General features: G+C 60.7%; 16 protein-coding genes. 8 read left to right on the top strand and 8 right to left on the bottom strand.

All coding sequences use genetic code 11. The features are described 5' to 3' along the window. The first annotated feature begins 113 nt into the window (after positions 1-113). From ACIQ39_RS02010 to ACIQ39_RS01990, 5 genes are all read left to right on the top strand, one after another. Positions 114-1,022, top strand: coding sequence for a pseudouridine synthase (locus ACIQ39_RS02010; RefSeq protein ID WP_396432936.1), 909 nt, complete (start codon positions 114-116; stop codon positions 1,020-1,022). A 77-nt stretch (positions 1,023-1,099) separates the two neighbouring features. Then, the gene (locus ACIQ39_RS02005) at positions 1,100-1,312 is read left to right on the top strand and encodes an AbrB/MazE/SpoVT family DNA-binding domain-containing protein (protein WP_396432935.1); all 213 of its coding nucleotides are present in this window, start codon (positions 1,100-1,102) and stop codon (positions 1,310-1,312) included. Then, a complete protein-coding gene (locus ACIQ39_RS02000) occupies positions 1,312-1,710 on the top strand; it encodes a type II toxin-antitoxin system VapC family toxin (RefSeq protein ID WP_396432934.1) in 399 nt (132 codons plus the stop codon). The genes ACIQ39_RS02005 and ACIQ39_RS02000 overlap by 1 nt, the downstream gene beginning before the upstream one ends. A 106-nt stretch (positions 1,711-1,816) precedes the next feature. After that, positions 1,817-3,796, top strand: a complete 1,980-nt coding sequence (htpG, locus tag ACIQ39_RS01995; protein ID WP_396432933.1) for a molecular chaperone HtpG — start codon at positions 1,817-1,819, stop codon at positions 3,794-3,796. A 134-nt stretch (positions 3,797-3,930) separates the two neighbouring features. Beyond that, a complete protein-coding gene (locus ACIQ39_RS01990; protein ID WP_396432932.1) occupies positions 3,931-5,103 on the top strand; it encodes an ATP-binding protein in 1,173 nt (390 codons plus the stop codon). 24 nt (positions 5,104-5,127) lie between these two features. On the opposite strand, the gene ACIQ39_RS01985 is transcribed toward ACIQ39_RS01990, so the two are convergent. From ACIQ39_RS01985 to ACIQ39_RS01970, 4 genes are all read right to left on the bottom strand, one after another. Further along, positions 5,128-6,195 (bottom strand): ABC transporter ATP-binding protein, encoded by a 1,068-nt coding sequence (locus ACIQ39_RS01985; RefSeq protein ID WP_396432931.1) that lies wholly within the window; start codon positions 6,193-6,195, stop codon positions 5,128-5,130. 12 nt (positions 6,196-6,207) lie between these two features. Beyond that, entirely contained in the window at positions 6,208-7,062 is an 855-nt protein-coding gene (locus tag ACIQ39_RS01980) for a carbohydrate ABC transporter permease (RefSeq protein ID WP_396432930.1), read from the bottom strand. Further along, complete coding sequence (locus ACIQ39_RS01975; RefSeq protein WP_396432929.1) at positions 7,059-7,937, bottom strand: carbohydrate ABC transporter permease; 879 nt, start codon at positions 7,935-7,937, stop codon at positions 7,059-7,061. The genes ACIQ39_RS01980 and ACIQ39_RS01975 overlap by 4 nt, the downstream gene beginning before the upstream one ends. A gap of 175 nt (positions 7,938-8,112) precedes the next feature. Next, entirely contained in the window at positions 8,113-9,351 is a 1,239-nt protein-coding gene (locus ACIQ39_RS01970; RefSeq protein WP_396432954.1) for an ABC transporter substrate-binding protein, read from the bottom strand. Between the two features lie 201 nt (positions 9,352-9,552). On the opposite strand from ACIQ39_RS01970, the gene ACIQ39_RS01965 reads away from it, so the two are divergent. The 3 genes from ACIQ39_RS01965 (at position 9,553) to ACIQ39_RS01955 (ending at position 12,891) form a co-directional block, all read left to right on the top strand. Continuing rightward, on the top strand, positions 9,553-10,221 hold the full coding sequence (locus ACIQ39_RS01965) for a response regulator transcription factor (protein ID WP_396432928.1): 669 nt from the start codon (positions 9,553-9,555) through the stop codon (positions 10,219-10,221). A gap of 5 nt (positions 10,222-10,226) precedes the next feature. Further along, on the top strand, positions 10,227-11,786 hold the full coding sequence (locus tag ACIQ39_RS01960; protein WP_396432927.1) for a sensor histidine kinase: 1,560 nt from the start codon (positions 10,227-10,229) through the stop codon (positions 11,784-11,786). 118 nt (positions 11,787-11,904) lie between these two features. Then, the gene (locus ACIQ39_RS01955) at positions 11,905-12,891 is read left to right on the top strand and encodes a glucokinase (protein WP_396432926.1); all 987 of its coding nucleotides are present in this window, start codon (positions 11,905-11,907) and stop codon (positions 12,889-12,891) included. Positions 12,892-12,893: 2 nt separating this feature from the next. Here the strand turns inward: ACIQ39_RS01955 and ACIQ39_RS01950 are convergent, their stop codons facing one another. From ACIQ39_RS01950 to ACIQ39_RS01935, 4 genes are all read right to left on the bottom strand, one after another. Next, positions 12,894-13,913, bottom strand: a complete 1,020-nt coding sequence (locus ACIQ39_RS01950; protein WP_396432925.1) for a serine/threonine protein kinase — start codon at positions 13,911-13,913, stop codon at positions 12,894-12,896. A gap of 64 nt (positions 13,914-13,977) precedes the next feature. After that, the gene (locus ACIQ39_RS01945; protein ID WP_396432924.1) at positions 13,978-14,784 is read right to left on the bottom strand and encodes a crotonase/enoyl-CoA hydratase family protein; all 807 of its coding nucleotides are present in this window, start codon (positions 14,782-14,784) and stop codon (positions 13,978-13,980) included. After that, the gene (locus tag ACIQ39_RS01940; protein WP_396432923.1) at positions 14,781-15,053 is read right to left on the bottom strand and encodes a hypothetical protein; all 273 of its coding nucleotides are present in this window, start codon (positions 15,051-15,053) and stop codon (positions 14,781-14,783) included. The genes ACIQ39_RS01945 and ACIQ39_RS01940 overlap by 4 nt, the downstream gene beginning before the upstream one ends. Positions 15,054-15,104: 51 nt before the next feature. Further along, positions 15,105-15,953, bottom strand: coding sequence for a 3-hydroxybutyryl-CoA dehydrogenase (locus tag ACIQ39_RS01935; RefSeq protein WP_396432922.1), 849 nt, complete (start codon positions 15,951-15,953; stop codon positions 15,105-15,107). Between the last annotated feature and the right edge of the window lie 18 nt (positions 15,954-15,971).

Here is a 15,971-nt window from a genome sequence, read left to right as displayed (position 1 = left end):
AGGGACAATGGACTGCATGCTTGCCGGCAACCCGTTGGGGCTTGCCCTTTTTTGACCTTGCCCTTTTTTGACCTTGCCCTTTTTTGACCTTTCCCTTTTTTGACCCTGCCCCCATGACCCAGCCCCCGGCTTTCCAACGCGCCCCCCGACCTGATGGCAAAGGCGAGGCCGCTGCGCCCAGCAGCACCTCGCGCCTGAACAAACGCATGGCCGAGTTGCGCATGTGCTCACGCCGAGAGGCCGATGCCTGGATTGAGCAAGGCTGGGTCAAGGTCAACGGCCTGCCCGCCAGCATGGGGCAGCAGGTCACCCTGTCGGATCGCATCACCATCGACAAAGCGGCCGAACAACAGCAAGACCGGCAAGTGACTATTCTTTTGCACAAGCCCATGGGCTATGTGAGCGGCCAAGCCGAAGACGGGCACGAGCCCGCCATCACCTTGATCAACCCGCGCAGCCACTGGGGCGGTGACCCGTCCAAATTGCGCTTCACACCGCCGCACCTGCGCGGCCTGGCCCCAGCTGGGCGGCTGGACATCGACTCGACAGGCTTGCTGGTGCTGACGCAAGACGGGCGCGTGGCGCGCCAGTTGATCGGCGAAGACTCGGAGATGGAAAAAGAATACCTGGTGCGTGTGGCCTACACCGGCCACGAAAACACCGCCGCCGCCGCAGCCGCATCCGCCACCTATGGCGGCAAGGCCAAGCAGCTCACCGTGATTGGCGACTTTGACCGGGTCAGCGCCAATGTACAAGCCGTCTTCCCCCCGGCCCAATTGGCCCGCCTGCGCCACGGCCTGAGCCTGGACGGCAAGCCCCTCAAGATAGCCAAAGTCGACTGGCAAAACCCGGAGCAACTGCGTTTTGTGCTGACCGAGGGCAAAAAGCGCCAAATCCGCCGCATGTGCGAACAAGTCGGCCTGAAAGTCGTGGGCCTCAAACGCATCCGCATGGGGGGTGTGCAGCTGGGGCAAATGCCTGCGGGGACTTGGCGGTATTTGGGGCCGAACGAATCGTTTTGAACGCCCTTGGTCATGCGTCACTGGCAAGGCTTACAATTTGGATTCTTACGAAAAATTGATCGATGGAGTCCACCCGCATGTCTGCAACCACAACCCTGTCCAGCAAATTTCAGATTTCGATCCCCAAAGGCGTTCGTGAAGAGCAAGCTTGGCAGGCAGGTCAGCAGTTTGTCTTCATTCCCAAAGGCAAAGGCATGCTCCTCATGCCCGTGCCAGAACTCCAGGATTTGGCAGGATTGGCCAAAAACGCCACATCCAAAGCCCACCGCGACCGCAAGGACAGGGCCTGATGCCTTCGCGCTCTTTTTGCGTGGTGGACACATCGGCATGGATAGAGTTCTTGATGGCATCACCCTTGGGCCAGCAAATCGCATCGCAATTGCCTGAAAATCATCACTGCATCGTGCCAACACTGGTTCAACTGGAGTTGTCGAAATGGATGCTTCGCGAAGTGGGCGATGATGAGGCCGATCAGGTGATCGCTTACACCCAAGAGTGTGTCGTGGTCCCCTTGGACACCTCGATTGCCCTGCTGGCAGCTCAGCTGCACAAAGACCACAAGCTGGCGACAGCAGATGCCATTGTGTACGCCACGGCTCTGAACAAGAGCGCGCAATTGCTGACCTGCGATGCCCACTTTGAGCATTTGCCCCATGTGCTGTACTGGTCAAAAAAATCCATCCATTGAACTTCAAGCCGCGTTTCTCTTGAAACCCCGCCAGATGCCCCAAAGTGTAAGACGTTTTGGTTTTCAGATCTTTTGTATCTTTTGTTTTTAACCCTTTTGAATTGATATGAGCAAACAAACCCATGCCTTTCAGGCCGAAGTCGCACAACTGCTGCACCTGGTCACCCACTCGCTGTACTCCAACCAAGAAATCTTTCTGCGCGAACTGATCTCCAACGCCTCGGACGCCTGCGACAAGCTGCGCTTTGAAGCGCTGAACAACAACGGTTTGTACGAGGACGCACCCGATTTGCAGGTGCGACTTTCCTTCGACAAAACGGCCAAGACGCTGACCATCACCGACAACGGCATCGGCATGACCGCCCAAGAGGCGATTGACCACCTGGGCACGATTGCCAAGAGCGGCACCAAGGACTTTGTGAGCAAGCTGAGCGGCGACCAAAAGTCGGACGCGCAACTGATTGGCCAGTTTGGCGTGGGCTTTTATTCGGGCTTCATCGTGGCCGACAAGATCACCGTGGAAACCCGCCGCGCGGGCGCAACGCCTGCCGAAGGCGTGCGCTGGCTCAGCGGTGGCACGGGCGACTTTGAAGTCGAAACCATCACCCGCACCGAACGCGGCACCAGCGTGATCTTGCACCTGCGCGAAGAAGCACTGGACTACGCCAACACCTGGAAGCTCAAGGAAATCGTTGGCAAATATTCTGACCACATCAGCTTGCCCATCTTGATGGAAAAGGAAGAGTGGAAAGACGGCGAGCTGATCGACCCGAGCAACGAAGAGGCAGGCCGCCAACCCGGCGGCATGGTCAAGACCGGCGAGTGGGACACCGTCAACAAAGCCAGCGCCTTGTGGACCCGCCCCAAAAAAGACATCAGCGACGAGCAATACGCCGACTTTTACAAACAGATCAGCCGCGACTTTGAGGCCCCGCTGACCTGGACCCACAACCGCGTGGAAGGCAGCACCGAATACACCCAGCTGCTCTACATCCCCAGCAAAGCCCCGCAAGACCTGTGGAACCGCGACAAAAAAGCCGGCATCAAGCTGTATGTGAAACGCGTCTTCATCATGGACGAAGCCGAAGCGCTGATGCCCAGCTACCTGCGCTTTGTGAAGGGCGTGGTGGACTCGGCCGATTTGCCGCTGAACGTGAGCCGCGAGCTGCTGCAAGAAAGCCGCGACGTGAAAGCCATCCGCGAAGGCAACACCCGCCGTGTGTTGTCGATGCTGGAAGATTTGGCCAAGCACGACAAAGCGCCTGAAGCGTCCGAAGAAGTCACTGACGTTTTGAGCGAAGAGGACAAAGCCAAGCTCGGCCAGTATTCCAAGTTCTACGCCGAGTTTGGTGCGGTGCTCAAAGAAGGCCTGGGCGAAGACTTTGGCAACCAGGCGCGTTTGTCCAAGTTGCTGCGTTTTGCCTCATCGACCCATGACACCGTGAGCGTGAAGGGCATGACGAGTTTGGCCGACTACAAAGCCCGCATGAAAGAGGGCCAAGACGCGATTTACTACATCACCGCCGACAACCTGGCCGCCGCCAAGAACAGCCCGCAACTCGAAGTCTTCAAGAAAAAAGGCATCGAAGTGCTGCTGATGACCGACCGCGTGGACGAGTGGGCGCTGAACTTTGTGCACGAGTTTGACGGCACACCGCTGCAAAGCGTGGCCAAGGGCGCGTTTGACTTGGGCAAGCTGCAAGACGAAGAAGAAAAGAAAGCTGCCGAAGACGCGGCCGAAAGCTTCAAGCCCCTGTTGGCCAAACTGAAAGAAGCCCTGAAAGACAAAGCCGAAGACGTGCGCGTGACCAGCCGCTTGGTGGACAGCCCCGCCTGTCTGGTGGTGACCGACGACGGCATGAGCATGCAACTGGCCCGCATGCTCAAGCAAGCCGGGCAAAGCGCCCCCGAAGTCAAACCCGTGCTCGAAGTCAACCCCGAGCATGCCTTGGTCAAAAAGCTCGACGGTTCAGTGCATTTCCACGACCTGGCCCACATCCTGTTTGACCAGGCCCTGCTGGCCGAAGGCGGCCTGCCCGCAGACCCGGCGGCTTATGTGAAGCGGGTGAATGCGCTGCTGGCTTAAGACCGCAGTCGTCTTTCAAAACCAGGCCCCGTCAGATCTGTGATCTGGCGGGGCTTTTTTGCCTCAAAGTGGCCCCAAAGCCATATGCAGCATAGAATCTTACAATTCGAAGTTTCAAACTTAAATTTGTAAAAATGATTCCGCGCACCGCATCCAGCACGCTGAAGCGCCTGTCCAAAGGCTTTCCGGTGATCGCACTCACAGGGCCTCGTCAATCGGGCAAAACCACCTTGGCCAAATCGGTTTTCAAGGACAAGCCTTATGTGTCGCTGGAAAACCCCGATGAGCGAGAGTTCGCGCTGCGTGACCCCAAGCGTTTTTTGCAACGCTTTCCCAGGGGCGCGATTCTGGACGAAGTGCAGCGCTGCCCCGAATTGCTGTCGTGGCTGCAGGGCTGGGTGGACGAGCGCGGCATCATGGGCGACTTTGTCCTCACGGGCTCGGCGCAATTTGACTTGCTCGCGGGCATCACACAAACGCTGGCAGGCCGGGTGGGTCGGGTTGAGCTGCTACCCCTGAGCGCAGCGGAATTGATGGCAGCAGGCAAAGCGCCCAGCGACTTGAACGCCACCTTGTTTCAAGGCGGCTACCCCGCACTGTACGACCGCGACATTGCGCCGCCAGACTGGTTTGCCAACTACATCGCCACCTACTTGGAACGCGACGTGCGGCAACTGATCGCTGTGCGCGATCTGACGCAGTTTCAGACCTTTGTCAAAATGTGCGCCGCCCGAACAGGCCAATTGCTCAATCTCTCGTCATTGGGGGCCGATTGCGGCATCACCGCAGTGACGGCCAAACAATGGCTGTCGGTGCTGGAAGCCAGTTATATCGTCACCCTGCTCCAACCGCACCACCGCAACTTTGGCAAGCGGCTGGTGAAAACACCCAAACTCTACTTTTGCGATGTGGGCTTGGCCGCCTGGCTGTTGGGCATCCGCGACGCATCCACCCTGGACACCCATGCCGCGCGCGGGGCCTTGTTTGAAACCTATGTCATCAGCGAATTGATGAAGCAGCGCCTCAATGCTGGCCAAGCTTTAGACCTGTACTTTTGGCGAGACCATGTGGGGCATGAAGTCGATGTGTTGATCGAAAGCGGCCAAGGACTGCAAGCGCTCGAAATCAAGTCGGGCACCACCTATGCTAGCGACTGGACCGATGGCTTGAAGAAATGGCAGAAGTTTGCAGGCGACGACAGCATCCAAGCATCCTTGGTGTACGGCGGGACCGTCTCCTATCAGCGAGAGGGTGTGCAGGTTTGGGGTTGGCAAGACATCGGAAAGATTGCACCAAGTACGGGCTGAAGCGCCCAAACCATGCACACACCCTCACCCCACCCGCTCGCCACTGGCCCGGTCAAACAAATGCGCCTGTTCAGGCTGCCATTGCAGGTGCACCGCATCACCCACTGCGGCTTGCAGCACCCCCGGCACGCGGGCGGTGAGTTTGCCCGCTGCCGTGTCCACCGTGGCGTAGGTTTCAGGGCCGGTGGGCTCGATCATGCTGAGCTTGCCCGGTAGACCCTGCGCCGCAAAGCCGATGCTTTCGGGGCGCAGGCCGTAGACGAAATCGGTATCTGCATGGGACTGCACCGCAGCGCGCTGCGCATCGGTGATGGCCAGTTCTACACCGTGAGCCGTCAAAACATCACCCACGCGCAGCGCGTCCAGCATGTTCATGGCGGGCGAACCAATGAACTCGGCCACAAAGCGGTTGGCCGGATGGTTGTAAATATCGCTCGGCGTGCCGAACTGTTGCACACAGCCGTCTTTCATCACCGCGATGCGGTCGCCCAAGGTCATGGCCTCGACCTGGTCGTGTGTCACGTAGACGGTGGTGGTTTTTGTGCGCTGATGCAAGAGTTTGATTTCGGCGCGCATTTCCACGCGCAGCTTGGCGTCCAGGTTGGACAGCGGCTCGTCAAACAAAAACAGCTTGGGGTCACGCGCCAGGGCACGGCCCATGGCCACGCGCTGACGCTGCCCGCCTGATAGCTGGCCCGGCTTGCGGTCCAGCAGATGGCCAATTTGCAGCATGGCCGCCACACGGTCCACCGCCAGCTTGCGTTCGGCCTTGGGCACTTTGCGAATTTCCAGACCAAAGGCGATGTTTTGTGCCACCGTCATGTTGGGGTACAGCGCGTAGCTTTGAAACACCATGGCGATGTCGCGGTCCTTGCTGGGCAGGTTCGTCACCTCACGCGCACCGATGTGGATGCTGCCGCTGCTGGGATGGTCCAGGCCCGCGATCATCGACAACAAGGTCGATTTACCGCAGCCAGACGGCCCGACCAAAATCAAAAATTCACCGGCCTCAATCTCCAGGTCAATGCCTTTGAGGATGTGGACCTTGTCGTTGTAGGTCTTGTGGATGTTGCGTATGGCCAGAGCGCCCATGTTCTTTTTCCTTTAACCCTTGACCGCGCCAGCCGTCAGGCCGCGCACAAAATATTTTCCGGCCACCACGTACACAAACAAGGTGGGCAATGCCGCGATCAAGGCGGCGGCCATGTCCACGTTGTATTCCTTGACGGCGCTCGACGTGTTGGCCAGGTTGTTCAGGCCCACGGTGATGGGTTTGCTGTCCGCGCCCGAGAACACCACGCCGTACAAAAAGTCGTTCCAAATGTTGGTGAACTGCCAGATCAAGGTCACGACCAGAATCGGCAAAGACAGCGGCAAAACGATGCGTCGAAAAATCATCCAAAAACCCGCGCCGTCCAGCTGCGCCGCCTTGATGAGTTCGTCAGGCAAGCCGATGTAGTAGTTGCGGAAAAACAGCGTGGTCGATGGAATGCCCGCCACCACATGCACCAGCATCAAACCCCAGACCGAGCTGGCCACGCCCAACCAGCCCAGCACCTGGCTCATGGGCAAGAGCACGACCTGCATGGGCATGAACACGCCAAACAGCATGAAAGCAAACAGGGTTTCGCTGCCACGGAATTTCCATTTGCTCAACACATAGCCGTTGAGCGAACCGATCAAGGTGGACACCAGCACCGCCGGCACGACCATGAGCATGGAATTCCAGAAGAACGGCTTCAATCCCTCGCACTGCACCCCTGTGCAAGCGCTGCCCCAGGCCTTGAACCAGGCGTCCAGCGTGGGCGCGGTGGGCAGGCTCAGCAAGTTGCCCGTGCGCAGTTGCTCGGCGTCTTTGAGCGAGGTGGTCAGCATCACGTACAGCGGCACCAAAAACCAGGCCGCAAACAGCAGCAGCATGGCCCACAGAATCACCCGGTGAAAATTCAGGCGGTTCATCGCTTGCCCCGCAATTCAGAATAAAGGTAAGGCACCACAATCGCCGCCACCGTGGCCAACATCACCGTGGCACTGGCCGCGCCGACGCCGATCTGGCCGCGTGTGAAAGCGGTGGTGTACATGAAAGTGGCCGGCAAATCGGTGGCGTAACCGGGCCCACCAGCAGTCAGCGCCATCACCAAGTCGAAACTCTTGATGGCCAAGTGCGCCACCACCAACAAGGTGCTGAAAAACACCGGCCCCAGGCTGGGCAAAATGATGCGCCAGTAAATCACCGGCAAGCTCGCGCCGTCCACTTGCGCGGCTTTGATGATCGAGTCGTCGATGCCGCGCAGTGCCGCTAAAAACAAGGCCATGACAAAGCCAGCGCTTTGCCAGACACCGGCGATGACCACGCAGTAAATCGCCATGTCTTGCTGAACAATCCAGTCAAAACTGAAACCCGTGAAACCCCAGCTGTGCATCAAATGCTCCAGCCCAAGGCCGGGGTTGAGCATCCACTTCCAAGCCGTGCCGGTGACGATGAAAGAGATCGCCATGGGGTACAGGTAAATCGTGCGCAACACGCCTTCGCCGCGCACTTTTTGGTCCAGCAAGATGGCCAGCAGCACACCCAGCGCCATGGCCCCGCCAATGAACAAGGTGCCAAACACCGCCATATTGGTCATGGCCACATGAAAGCGGTCGCTCTCCAGCAGTGCGGCGTAATGCTGCAGACCCACAAACTCGTAGTTGGGCAAAAGGCGCGAGGCAGACACCGACAGGTAGCCGTTCCAAGCCATCAGGCCATAAATGAACAACAGCGACACCACAAAGCTGGGCGCGATGACCAACTTGGGTAGCCAACCGGCTTGCAAGCTTGAGGGTGCAGACATGGGTGATCCAATCGGGAGCCGACACGGGCTACAAGCTTGTGGCTCGCAGCCTGGTGGCGAATGAAAGCTCAGGGCAAAGGCTTTCGAGACCTCAGAAAAATGTGCTCACAACAGCAGGGGCCAGCCCCATGGCGCACTGGGGTGGCACAAGCCCACCCGGGGGTGGGCTCGCAACTCACTTGACCTTGGCGGCCGAAGCGATCTTGCTTTGCGCGTCTTTGCTGCTCATCTTGTCGTCGTTCCAGAACTGGCTGACGGCGTCTTGAATGGCACCAGATGTGGCCGAACCAATGGCCATGCCGTGCGCCACCGATGGCACCAGCCCCCCGTTTTTGGCTGTCGCCACAAAGTCATTGGCGCTGAGCTTGGCGCAGTCGTCAAACTTGGCCAGATTCATGTTCAGGCGCACCGGAATAGAGCCCTTGTTCAGGTTGAACACTTCTTGAAAGTCGTTTGACATGATGGCCGAGGCCAGGTCTTTTTGGGCCTTGGTGTTGTCCTCGTTTTTCAGCTTGAACATGGCAAACGAGTCCACGTTGAAAGTGAAGGACTTGGACGTTCCCGGTGCGGCAGCGCAGCCGAAGTCGGCGCCCGGTTTTTTGCCTGCAGCGACAAATTCACCCTTGGCCCAGTCCCCCATCAACTGCATGCCCGCCTCGCCCTTGATGACCATGGCCGTGGCCAGGTTCCAGTCACGGCCCGGGGCGTTTTTGTCGGTGTAAGTCTTGACCTTCTTGAAGGTGTCAAGCACCTTGGCCATGGTCGGGCCTGTTAATGTGGCCTGGTCCAATTGCACCAAGGCTTTTTTATAGAAGTCCGCACCCCCCACGCCCAGCGCCACGCTCTCAAAGGTGGTGAAGTCTTGCCAGTTTTGGCCACCGTGCGCCACGGGAACGATGCCGGCTTTTTTCAAGGCTTCGGCCGCGACAAAGAACTCATCCCAGTTGGTCGGCACTTTGGCACCGGCTTTTTTGAACGCGGCGTTGCTGGTCCACAACCAGTTCACGCGGTGCACGTTCACTGGGGCGGCAATGTAGTTGCCCTTGTATTTCATGACGTTGGCGACCACGGGGGGCAACAAGCTGTCCCACTTTTCCGCCTTGGCCACGTCGTCGATGTTGGCCAACACGCCTTCGGCCGCCCACTCTTGCAAAGCGGGGCCTTTGATTTGGGCGGCCGCAGGCGCATTGCCCGAGACCACACGCGACTTGAGCACGGTCATGGCGTTGTCACCCCCGCCACCGGCCACGGCAAAGTCTTTCCAGGTGTGGCCCTTGGCTTGCATCGTGGCTTTCAGGGCTGCGGCCGATTTGGCCTCGCCACCGCTGGTCCAGTAGTGCAGCACTTCGACTTCACCCGCATGGGCTGCAAAAGCCAAAACGGCGGCGCTCACCACGGTGGAACGCTGGAACATTTTTAAAGTTGTCATCAAAGTCTCCCTGTTCGGGCCTTAGAAGGCCCTGTGTTGATGTGCGAGGAGGGGCGGATCGGCCTTGATCGACCTCGACAGGCGAATATTAATATTTCATTAATTTATTAACATTAGGTTATACCCTGAGGCCTCATGCAGGCCGCAGTGGGCCTGCCTGCTGAACAATCCATTAAGCTTGTCGCCATGAAATTGCTGCTCGCTGAAGACGACGCCATGCTGGCCGATGCCCTGCAAACCCAGTTGGGCGGGGCCGGTTTTTTGGTGGAACACGCCCCCAACGGTGCGGTGGCCGACTATTTGCTGCACAAACAAGCTTTTGACATCGCGGTGCTGGACATTGGCCTGCCCATGCTCGATGGCTTGGCGGTCTTGCAGCATGTGCGCCAAACCCAGCCCAGCTTGCCCGTGCTGCTGCTGACGGCGCGTGACGCACTGGACGACCGGGTGGCGGGCCTCCAGGCGGGGGCCGACGATTACGTGAGCAAGCCCTTTGACTTTCCCGAATTGCTGGCCCGCTTGCAGGCCTTGCTGCGGCGCAGCCAACCGGCCAACACCCCCGCGCTGGCAGGTGCGTTGACGCTGGACAAAGCCACGCGCCGCGCCATCGTGTTGGGTGAGCCCATGGAGCTGAGTGGGCGTGAATGGACTTTGCTGGCGTTGTTGGTCAACCAGCGTAACAGCGTGGTCACGAAAGAGCAAATTCACCAAGCCTGGTCCGAAGAAGGCGGCGAGACCGGGGGGGGTAATTCCATTGAGGTTTACATCCACCGCCTGCGCCGCAAACTGGAAGGCGCACGCCTGGTCATTCGCACCGTGCGCGGTCTGGGCTATTTGCTGGAAACCGAGGCCTAAAGCACATGCCCTTCACAGGTGCCACACCCCCAGCGAGTTTGCCTTCGGGCCAAGCCGGGGTGTCGCTGGGCCGTCAATTGCTGCTGTGGTTGCTGTTGCCGCAATTGGTGCTGTGGATGGCCGGTGGGGTCGCCACCTACAAGTTCGCTGCTGGCTATGCCAACCAGGCCATCGACGCCAGTTTGCTGCAGGCCAGTCGATCCTTGGCCAGACAACTCAAACCCATTGGCAACGGTTTGTTGATCGACTTTCCCAAAGCCGCCCAAGACGTGTTGGAGGCAGACCCCGAGGACCGGCTGTTGTACACGGTCAGCACGCCGCCGGGCCAATTCATTTTGGGCAACCAGGCCCTGCCCGCGCCTGTGGGCCACATGGCCCCATCGGCCCAGCGCACGGGTGCCATCACCTACCGCTTTGACCACCCCTATTTTTACGATGGGCAGATGCCCTCGGCCAGCACAGCCAAGCAGCCTTTGCCCGAGGGGCAAGCGCTGCGTGTGGTGGCGCTTTATTTGCGTTTCGGCGACGACAAAGCAGCGCCCCAAACCATGCTGGTGCAAGTGGCCCGCAGCAGCGCGAACCGCGAAGAACTGGCACGCCGAATTTTGGTGGACATGCTGCTGCCCATGTCCAGTCTGGTGCTGTTGATGACACTGATCGTGTGGCTGGGCATTCGTGCCGGTTTGTCGCCATTGGTGCGCCTACGCCAGCAAGTCGAAGGCCGTGCCCCGACCGACCTGGCCCCTTTGCAACTGGCCTCGGCCCCACGCGAGCTGTGGTCGCTGGCGACCGCCATCAACACCTTGTTGGCAGCGGTGCAAAACACGGTGGCCACACAAAAGCGTTTCATTGGTGACGCTGCGCACCAGCTGCGCACCCCTTTGGCAGGCCTCAAAAGCCAAACCGAAATCGCCTTGCAGTCCACGTCCGACCCTGAACTGCGCGCCCGTTTGCAACGCGTGCACGACAGTGCCACGCGCAGCGCCCATCTTGTCAATCAGTTGCTGACCCTGGCACGGGCCGAGCCCGAATCGGTCATGGCCCAAGACCGCAAACGTTTTGATCTGCAGCGCATGGCACAAGCCCTCACCGCCGAATGGGTGCCACGCGCCCTGCGTGCACACATTGACCTGGGCCTGGATGACCGTGCCACCGCACCGGTTTGGATTGAAGCCAATGAACTGCTGGTGCGCGAGGCCTTAAGCAACCTGATTGACAACGCCTTGCAATACGCCGGGGCCAACAGTCAGGTCACGGTGCGGGTGACCACACAAGCGGCCTCAGACAAGACCCTAAACCCTGCCCATGCCCCTGCCCATGCACTGCTGGAAGTCAGTGACAACGGGCCAGGCATTGCCCCAGCAGACCGCGCCCGGGTGTTGGAGCGTTTTGTGCGCGCCACCGACGCGGGCAATGGCTGCGGCTTGGGGCTGCCCATCGTGAAAGAAATTGTGGAGCGGCACAACGGCCAGGTTGAACTCGCTGAGGTGCTGCCCCACGGTTTGCGGGTACGGGTTCAACTGCCCTTGGCCCCCGAGCTGCCCGCGCCAGAAACCGCTGGCTAACTTTTTCGGCTGCAAACGCTTGCGGGCCTGATACGCTTGGACCGCCATGGGGCGCGCGGCAGGCGTCGCAGCCGCTGGCCTAAACCGCCCTCTTTTTCACCCCACCCAGCCTTTATCCATGAGCACCCAACACCCAGACCACGGTCCCCGCTTGCTGGGCGACATTGGCGGCACCAATGCCCGATTTGCACTGGTACACGGCGACGGCTCTGCCATCACGCATGAGCTGACTTTGCCCACTGGGCAGTTCCCCGATCTGGCAGCCGCCGCACGCACCTATCTGCAAAGCGTGGGCCAAGCCCCTGTGCGCCAGGCTTGCATCGCGATGGCCAACCCCATCGACGGCGATGTGCTGAAGATGACCAACAACCACTGGCAGTTCTCCATCGAAGCCACGCGCCAACAACTGGGACTGAGCAGCCTGCTCATGCTCAACGACTGGGAGGCCATGGCCATGGCGGCACCGGCACTGCAAGGCCGTGATTTGGAACAGATCGGCTCGGGCGAGCCGGTGCCGGATGCGCCCAAAGGCCTGATCGGCCCCGGCACCGGCCTCGGTGTGTCATCGCTGGTGCGCTCACGCCGTGGCGACTGGGTGCCCATTGCGGGGGAAGGCGGGCATGTGAGCTTGTCGCCCACCTGCGCGCGCGAGGCCGACATCTTACGCATTTTGTGGCGCACCCACCCCCATGTGTCGGCCGAGCGCGCCATCTCGGGCATGGGGCTCGAAAACCTGTACCGCGCCGTTTGCGTGCTGAACGGCACCGAAGCCGAGACACTGGTGGCCGCGCAGGTGACCGAACGTGCCCTGGCCGCAAACGATGTGGCCTGCGAGGAGGCTCTGGAACGCATGTGCAGTTTGCTGGGCAACACCGCCGCCAACCTGGCCCTGACGCTGGGCGCACGCGGCGGCATTTACATTGGTGGTGGGGTCATTGGCCGCTTGGGTGACTACTTTGCGCAATCGGGTTTTCGGGCCGCGTTTGAAGCCAAAGGGCGCTTCGTCAATTACATGCAAGGCATTCCGACTTACGTGATCCGGGCCGAACAACCCGCGCTGATTGGCTGCGCCATGGCGCTGGGCGTGGTGCCTGCACGCCGCTGAACTCACACCACCAAGGGCTGCGCCTGCATTTGCTCGACCTGCTCTTGCAGCATCAGCACTTGGCCGCGCCAGTAGTCGGGCGTGCCAAACCACGGAAAGTTGATCGGAAAAATCGGGTCTTCCCAACGCCGTGCCAGCCAGGCGCTGTAATGGATCAGGCGCAAGGTGCGCAGCGGCTCGATCAGCTGCAGCTCGGCGCGGTCAAAGTCGCGCACCTGCTCATACCCGTCGAGCAAGGCCGACAGCTGCTGCGTGCGTTGCAAGCGCTCGCCCGACAGCAACATCCACAGGTCTTGCACCGCCGGGCCCATGCGGGCATCGTCCAAATCCACAAAGTGCGGGCCGCCACCGGGCAGCTCAGCCGGTGTCCACAAGATGTTGCCCGGGTGGCAGTCGCCATGCAGACGAATCAGGCGGCGGCCTGCGACCCCTTGGGCAAAAGCTTGTTCGATCAAGGCCAACGCGGGCACCAAGGCCTCGCGCCATTCGCGCTCGACTTCCAGCGGAATCATCTGGTGGGTTTGCAGCCACTGGGCAGGTTCGAGCGCAAAGGTCTGCACATCGAGCGTGGGGCGGTGCGCAAAGGGCTTGGCCGCGCCCACGGTGTGGATGCGGGCCAGAAAGCGGCCTGTCCATTCCAGCACTTCAAAGTCATCGAGCTCCGGCGGGCGACCACCGCGCAAGGGGCTGACCGAGAAATCAAAGCCCGCACTTTGGTGCAAGGTCTGGCCATGCAGCCGCATGGGGGCCACCACCGGCACTTCGGCCGCCAGCAGCTCGGCGGCAAAGTCGTGCTCTTCTTGAATTTGCGCCGGACTCCAGCGGCCGGGCCGGTAAAACTTGAGCACCACCGCCTGTGCGCCTTGCACCGGCTCGTCCAGGTGGGCGCGGTAGACGCGGTTTTCGTAAGAGCTGAGCGCCAACAAACGGCCATCGGGCCACAGCCCCAAGTCCTGCAAGGCGTCCATCACCCGGTCGGGGGTGAGTTCGGCGTAGGGGTGCAAAGCATTCGTGTCGGTCATGCACCGATTGTGGGGCACGGCCTGTCGCCGCTGCGGACAAGCCTGCCGCTGGGCAAGTGCGGCCTCACTGCCCGGTGAAGCGGGCAGCGCGCTTTTCCACAAACGAGCGCACGCCCTCGGCCGCGTCTTCGCTGCGCGAGAGGCGCTGCTGCACCGGCAAAAAGTCGTGCATGGCCACCAGCGGGCCTTGCTCCACCGCTTTGAGCACGTTTTGCCGCGTGGCCACCACCGCCAGCGGGGCTTGCGCGGCGATCAATTCGGCGATGCGCATGGCCTCGGGCAAGAGGCCCGCAGCAGGCACCACCTTTTGCACAAAGTTCAGGCGCAGGGCTTCGGCGCTGTCAAACACATCGCCCGTGAGCAGATGCAAGAGCGCGTTGCCCGAACCTGCCCGCTCGGCCATGCGCAAGGTCGCGCCGCCCGTGGCCATGATGCCACGCTGCACCTCCAGCTGCGAGAACCGGCAGTCGTCGGCCGCCACCACGATGTCGGCCGCCAGCATCAGCTCGATGCCCAGCGTGTAGGTGATGCCCTGCACCGCCGCCACCATGGGCTTGACGCGGCGCCGATACCCCTCCATGCCCAAATTCAGAGGATCGACCAAGCCCAAGGGCACGGCTTTTTCGCCGCGCTGCATCAGGGGGGCGATGGTGGGCAAATCCAGCCCCGCAGTGAAATGCGCGCCCGCCGCGCACAGCACGCCCACACGCAAGGCGGGGTCGTCGTCGAGCCGGGTGTAGGCCTCGCCCAACTCGCGGAACATTTTGGGCGTGAAGCCATTGCGCTTGGCCGGGCGGTTGATGCAGATTTGCAGGACGGCACCGTGCACGCTGCAGTCGATCTGGCCTTCGGGGTGGGCGCTGGTGTTCATGGCTGGATGCTAGAGCGCGGCGCCCGATAGGCCTTTCGCACGGGTGACAGGCTGACACGTTCACACCCTTTGCGCAAAACGAGCGGCATGGCCTGCGGCACGGATTGCGGCACGGATTGCGGCACGGCATGCGTCATGGCCTGCGGCATGGCCTGCGGCATGGCCTGCGGCATGGCCTGCGGCACGGCCTGCGGCACGGATTGCGTCACGGATTGCGTCACGGCCTGCGTCACGGATTGCGTCATGGCGAGCGAAGCGTGGCCATCCATGGCTGTTCATGCGACACCAGCGAACTGCCGCGTCGCTGCCCGCAAAGCTGCTCAGTACTTGTAGACGCCCTGCCCAGTCTTGCGACCCAGGCGGCCCGCAGCCACCATTTCTTTGAGCAAGGGGCTGGGGCGGTATTTGCTGTCGCCGAACTCTTTGAGGTAGACCTCCATCACGGCCAGGCACACATCGAGGCCAATCATGTCGGCCAGCGCCAGCGGGCCTATCGGCTGGTTGCAGCCGAGCTTCATGCCCGCGTCGATGGCCTCGGCCTCGGCCAAGCCTTCGCCCAGCACAAAAAAGGCCTCGTTGATCATGGGCACCAGGATGCGGTTGACCACAAAACCGGGAGCGTTTTTCACGGTGATCGGGGTCTTGCCCAGCGCCAGCGCCATGTCGTGCACCGCGTCGTGGGTGGCGTCGCTGGTCTGCAGGCCACGGATGATTTCCACCAGCGCCATCATGGGCACGGGGTTGAAAAAATGCATGCCAATGAAGCGGTCGGCGCGCTGCGTGGCGGCGGCCAACTGGGTGATGGAGATCGACGAGGTGTTGGATGCGATGATCACGCCCGGGGCCAGCAGGCCGTCGAGCTGCTGCAAGATTTTGATTTTCAGCTCGTGGTTTTCGGTCGCCGCCTCGATCACCAGTTGGGCACTTTTCAGGTCGTCGTAGTTGCTGGAGCCCTGGATGCGGGCCAGCGCTGCGGCCTTGTCGGCCTCGCTGATTTTTTCTTTTTTGACCAAGCGGTCCAAGCTGCTGGCCACGCTGGCCAGACCCTTGGCCACGGCCGCGTCGGAGATGTCGACCATCACCACCTGCATGCCCGACACCGCACAGGTCTGTGCGATGCCGTGGCCCATGGTGCCTGCGCCAACGATGCCTACGGTCTGGATGCTCATGCTTTTTGTTCCTTGAAA

The organism is Limnohabitans sp., from assembly GCF_044361645.1.
Classification (GTDB): Bacteria; Pseudomonadota; Gammaproteobacteria; order Burkholderiales; family Burkholderiaceae_C; genus Limnohabitans_A.
Note: the sequence above shows the minus strand (reverse complement) of the source record. Positions and strands in the feature narration are given on the sequence as shown.

Excerpts from the sequence above, each read along its gene's own strand:
- ACIQ39_RS01990 (WP_396432932.1), top strand. The coding sequence starts at position 3,931 with ATGATTCCGCGCACCGCATCCAGCACGCTGAAGCGCCTGTCCAAAGGC.
- ACIQ39_RS01985 (WP_396432931.1), bottom strand. The coding sequence starts at position 6,195 with ATGGGCGCTCTGGCCATACGCAACATCCACAAGACCTACAACGACAAG.
- ACIQ39_RS01955 (WP_396432926.1), top strand. The coding sequence starts at position 11,905 with ATGAGCACCCAACACCCAGACCACGGTCCCCGCTTGCTGGGCGACATT.
- ACIQ39_RS01935 (WP_396432922.1), bottom strand. The coding sequence starts at position 15,953 with ATGAGCATCCAGACCGTAGGCATCGTTGGCGCAGGCACCATGGGCCAC.
- htpG (WP_396432933.1), top strand. The coding sequence starts at position 1,817 with ATGAGCAAACAAACCCATGCCTTTCAGGCCGAAGTCGCACAACTGCTG.
- ACIQ39_RS01940 (WP_396432923.1), bottom strand. The coding sequence starts at position 15,053 with ATGGATGGCCACGCTTCGCTCGCCATGACGCAATCCGTGACGCAGGCC.
- ACIQ39_RS01945 (WP_396432924.1), bottom strand. The coding sequence starts at position 14,784 with ATGAACACCAGCGCCCACCCCGAAGGCCAGATCGACTGCAGCGTGCAC.
- ACIQ39_RS02000 (WP_396432934.1), top strand. The coding sequence starts at position 1,312 with ATGCCTTCGCGCTCTTTTTGCGTGGTGGACACATCGGCATGGATAGAG.
- ACIQ39_RS01950 (WP_396432925.1), bottom strand. The coding sequence starts at position 13,913 with ATGACCGACACGAATGCTTTGCACCCCTACGCCGAACTCACCCCCGAC.
- ACIQ39_RS01970 (WP_396432954.1), bottom strand. The coding sequence starts at position 9,351 with ATGTTCCAGCGTTCCACCGTGGTGAGCGCCGCCGTTTTGGCTTTTGCA.
- ACIQ39_RS01975 (WP_396432929.1), bottom strand. The coding sequence starts at position 7,937 with ATGTCTGCACCCTCAAGCTTGCAAGCCGGTTGGCTACCCAAGTTGGTC.
- ACIQ39_RS02005 (WP_396432935.1), top strand. The coding sequence starts at position 1,100 with ATGTCTGCAACCACAACCCTGTCCAGCAAATTTCAGATTTCGATCCCC.
- ACIQ39_RS01960 (WP_396432927.1), top strand. The coding sequence starts at position 10,227 with ATGCCCTTCACAGGTGCCACACCCCCAGCGAGTTTGCCTTCGGGCCAA.
- ACIQ39_RS02010 (WP_396432936.1), top strand. The coding sequence starts at position 114 with ATGACCCAGCCCCCGGCTTTCCAACGCGCCCCCCGACCTGATGGCAAA.
- ACIQ39_RS01965 (WP_396432928.1), top strand. The coding sequence starts at position 9,553 with ATGAAATTGCTGCTCGCTGAAGACGACGCCATGCTGGCCGATGCCCTG.
- ACIQ39_RS01980 (WP_396432930.1), bottom strand. The coding sequence starts at position 7,062 with ATGAACCGCCTGAATTTTCACCGGGTGATTCTGTGGGCCATGCTGCTG.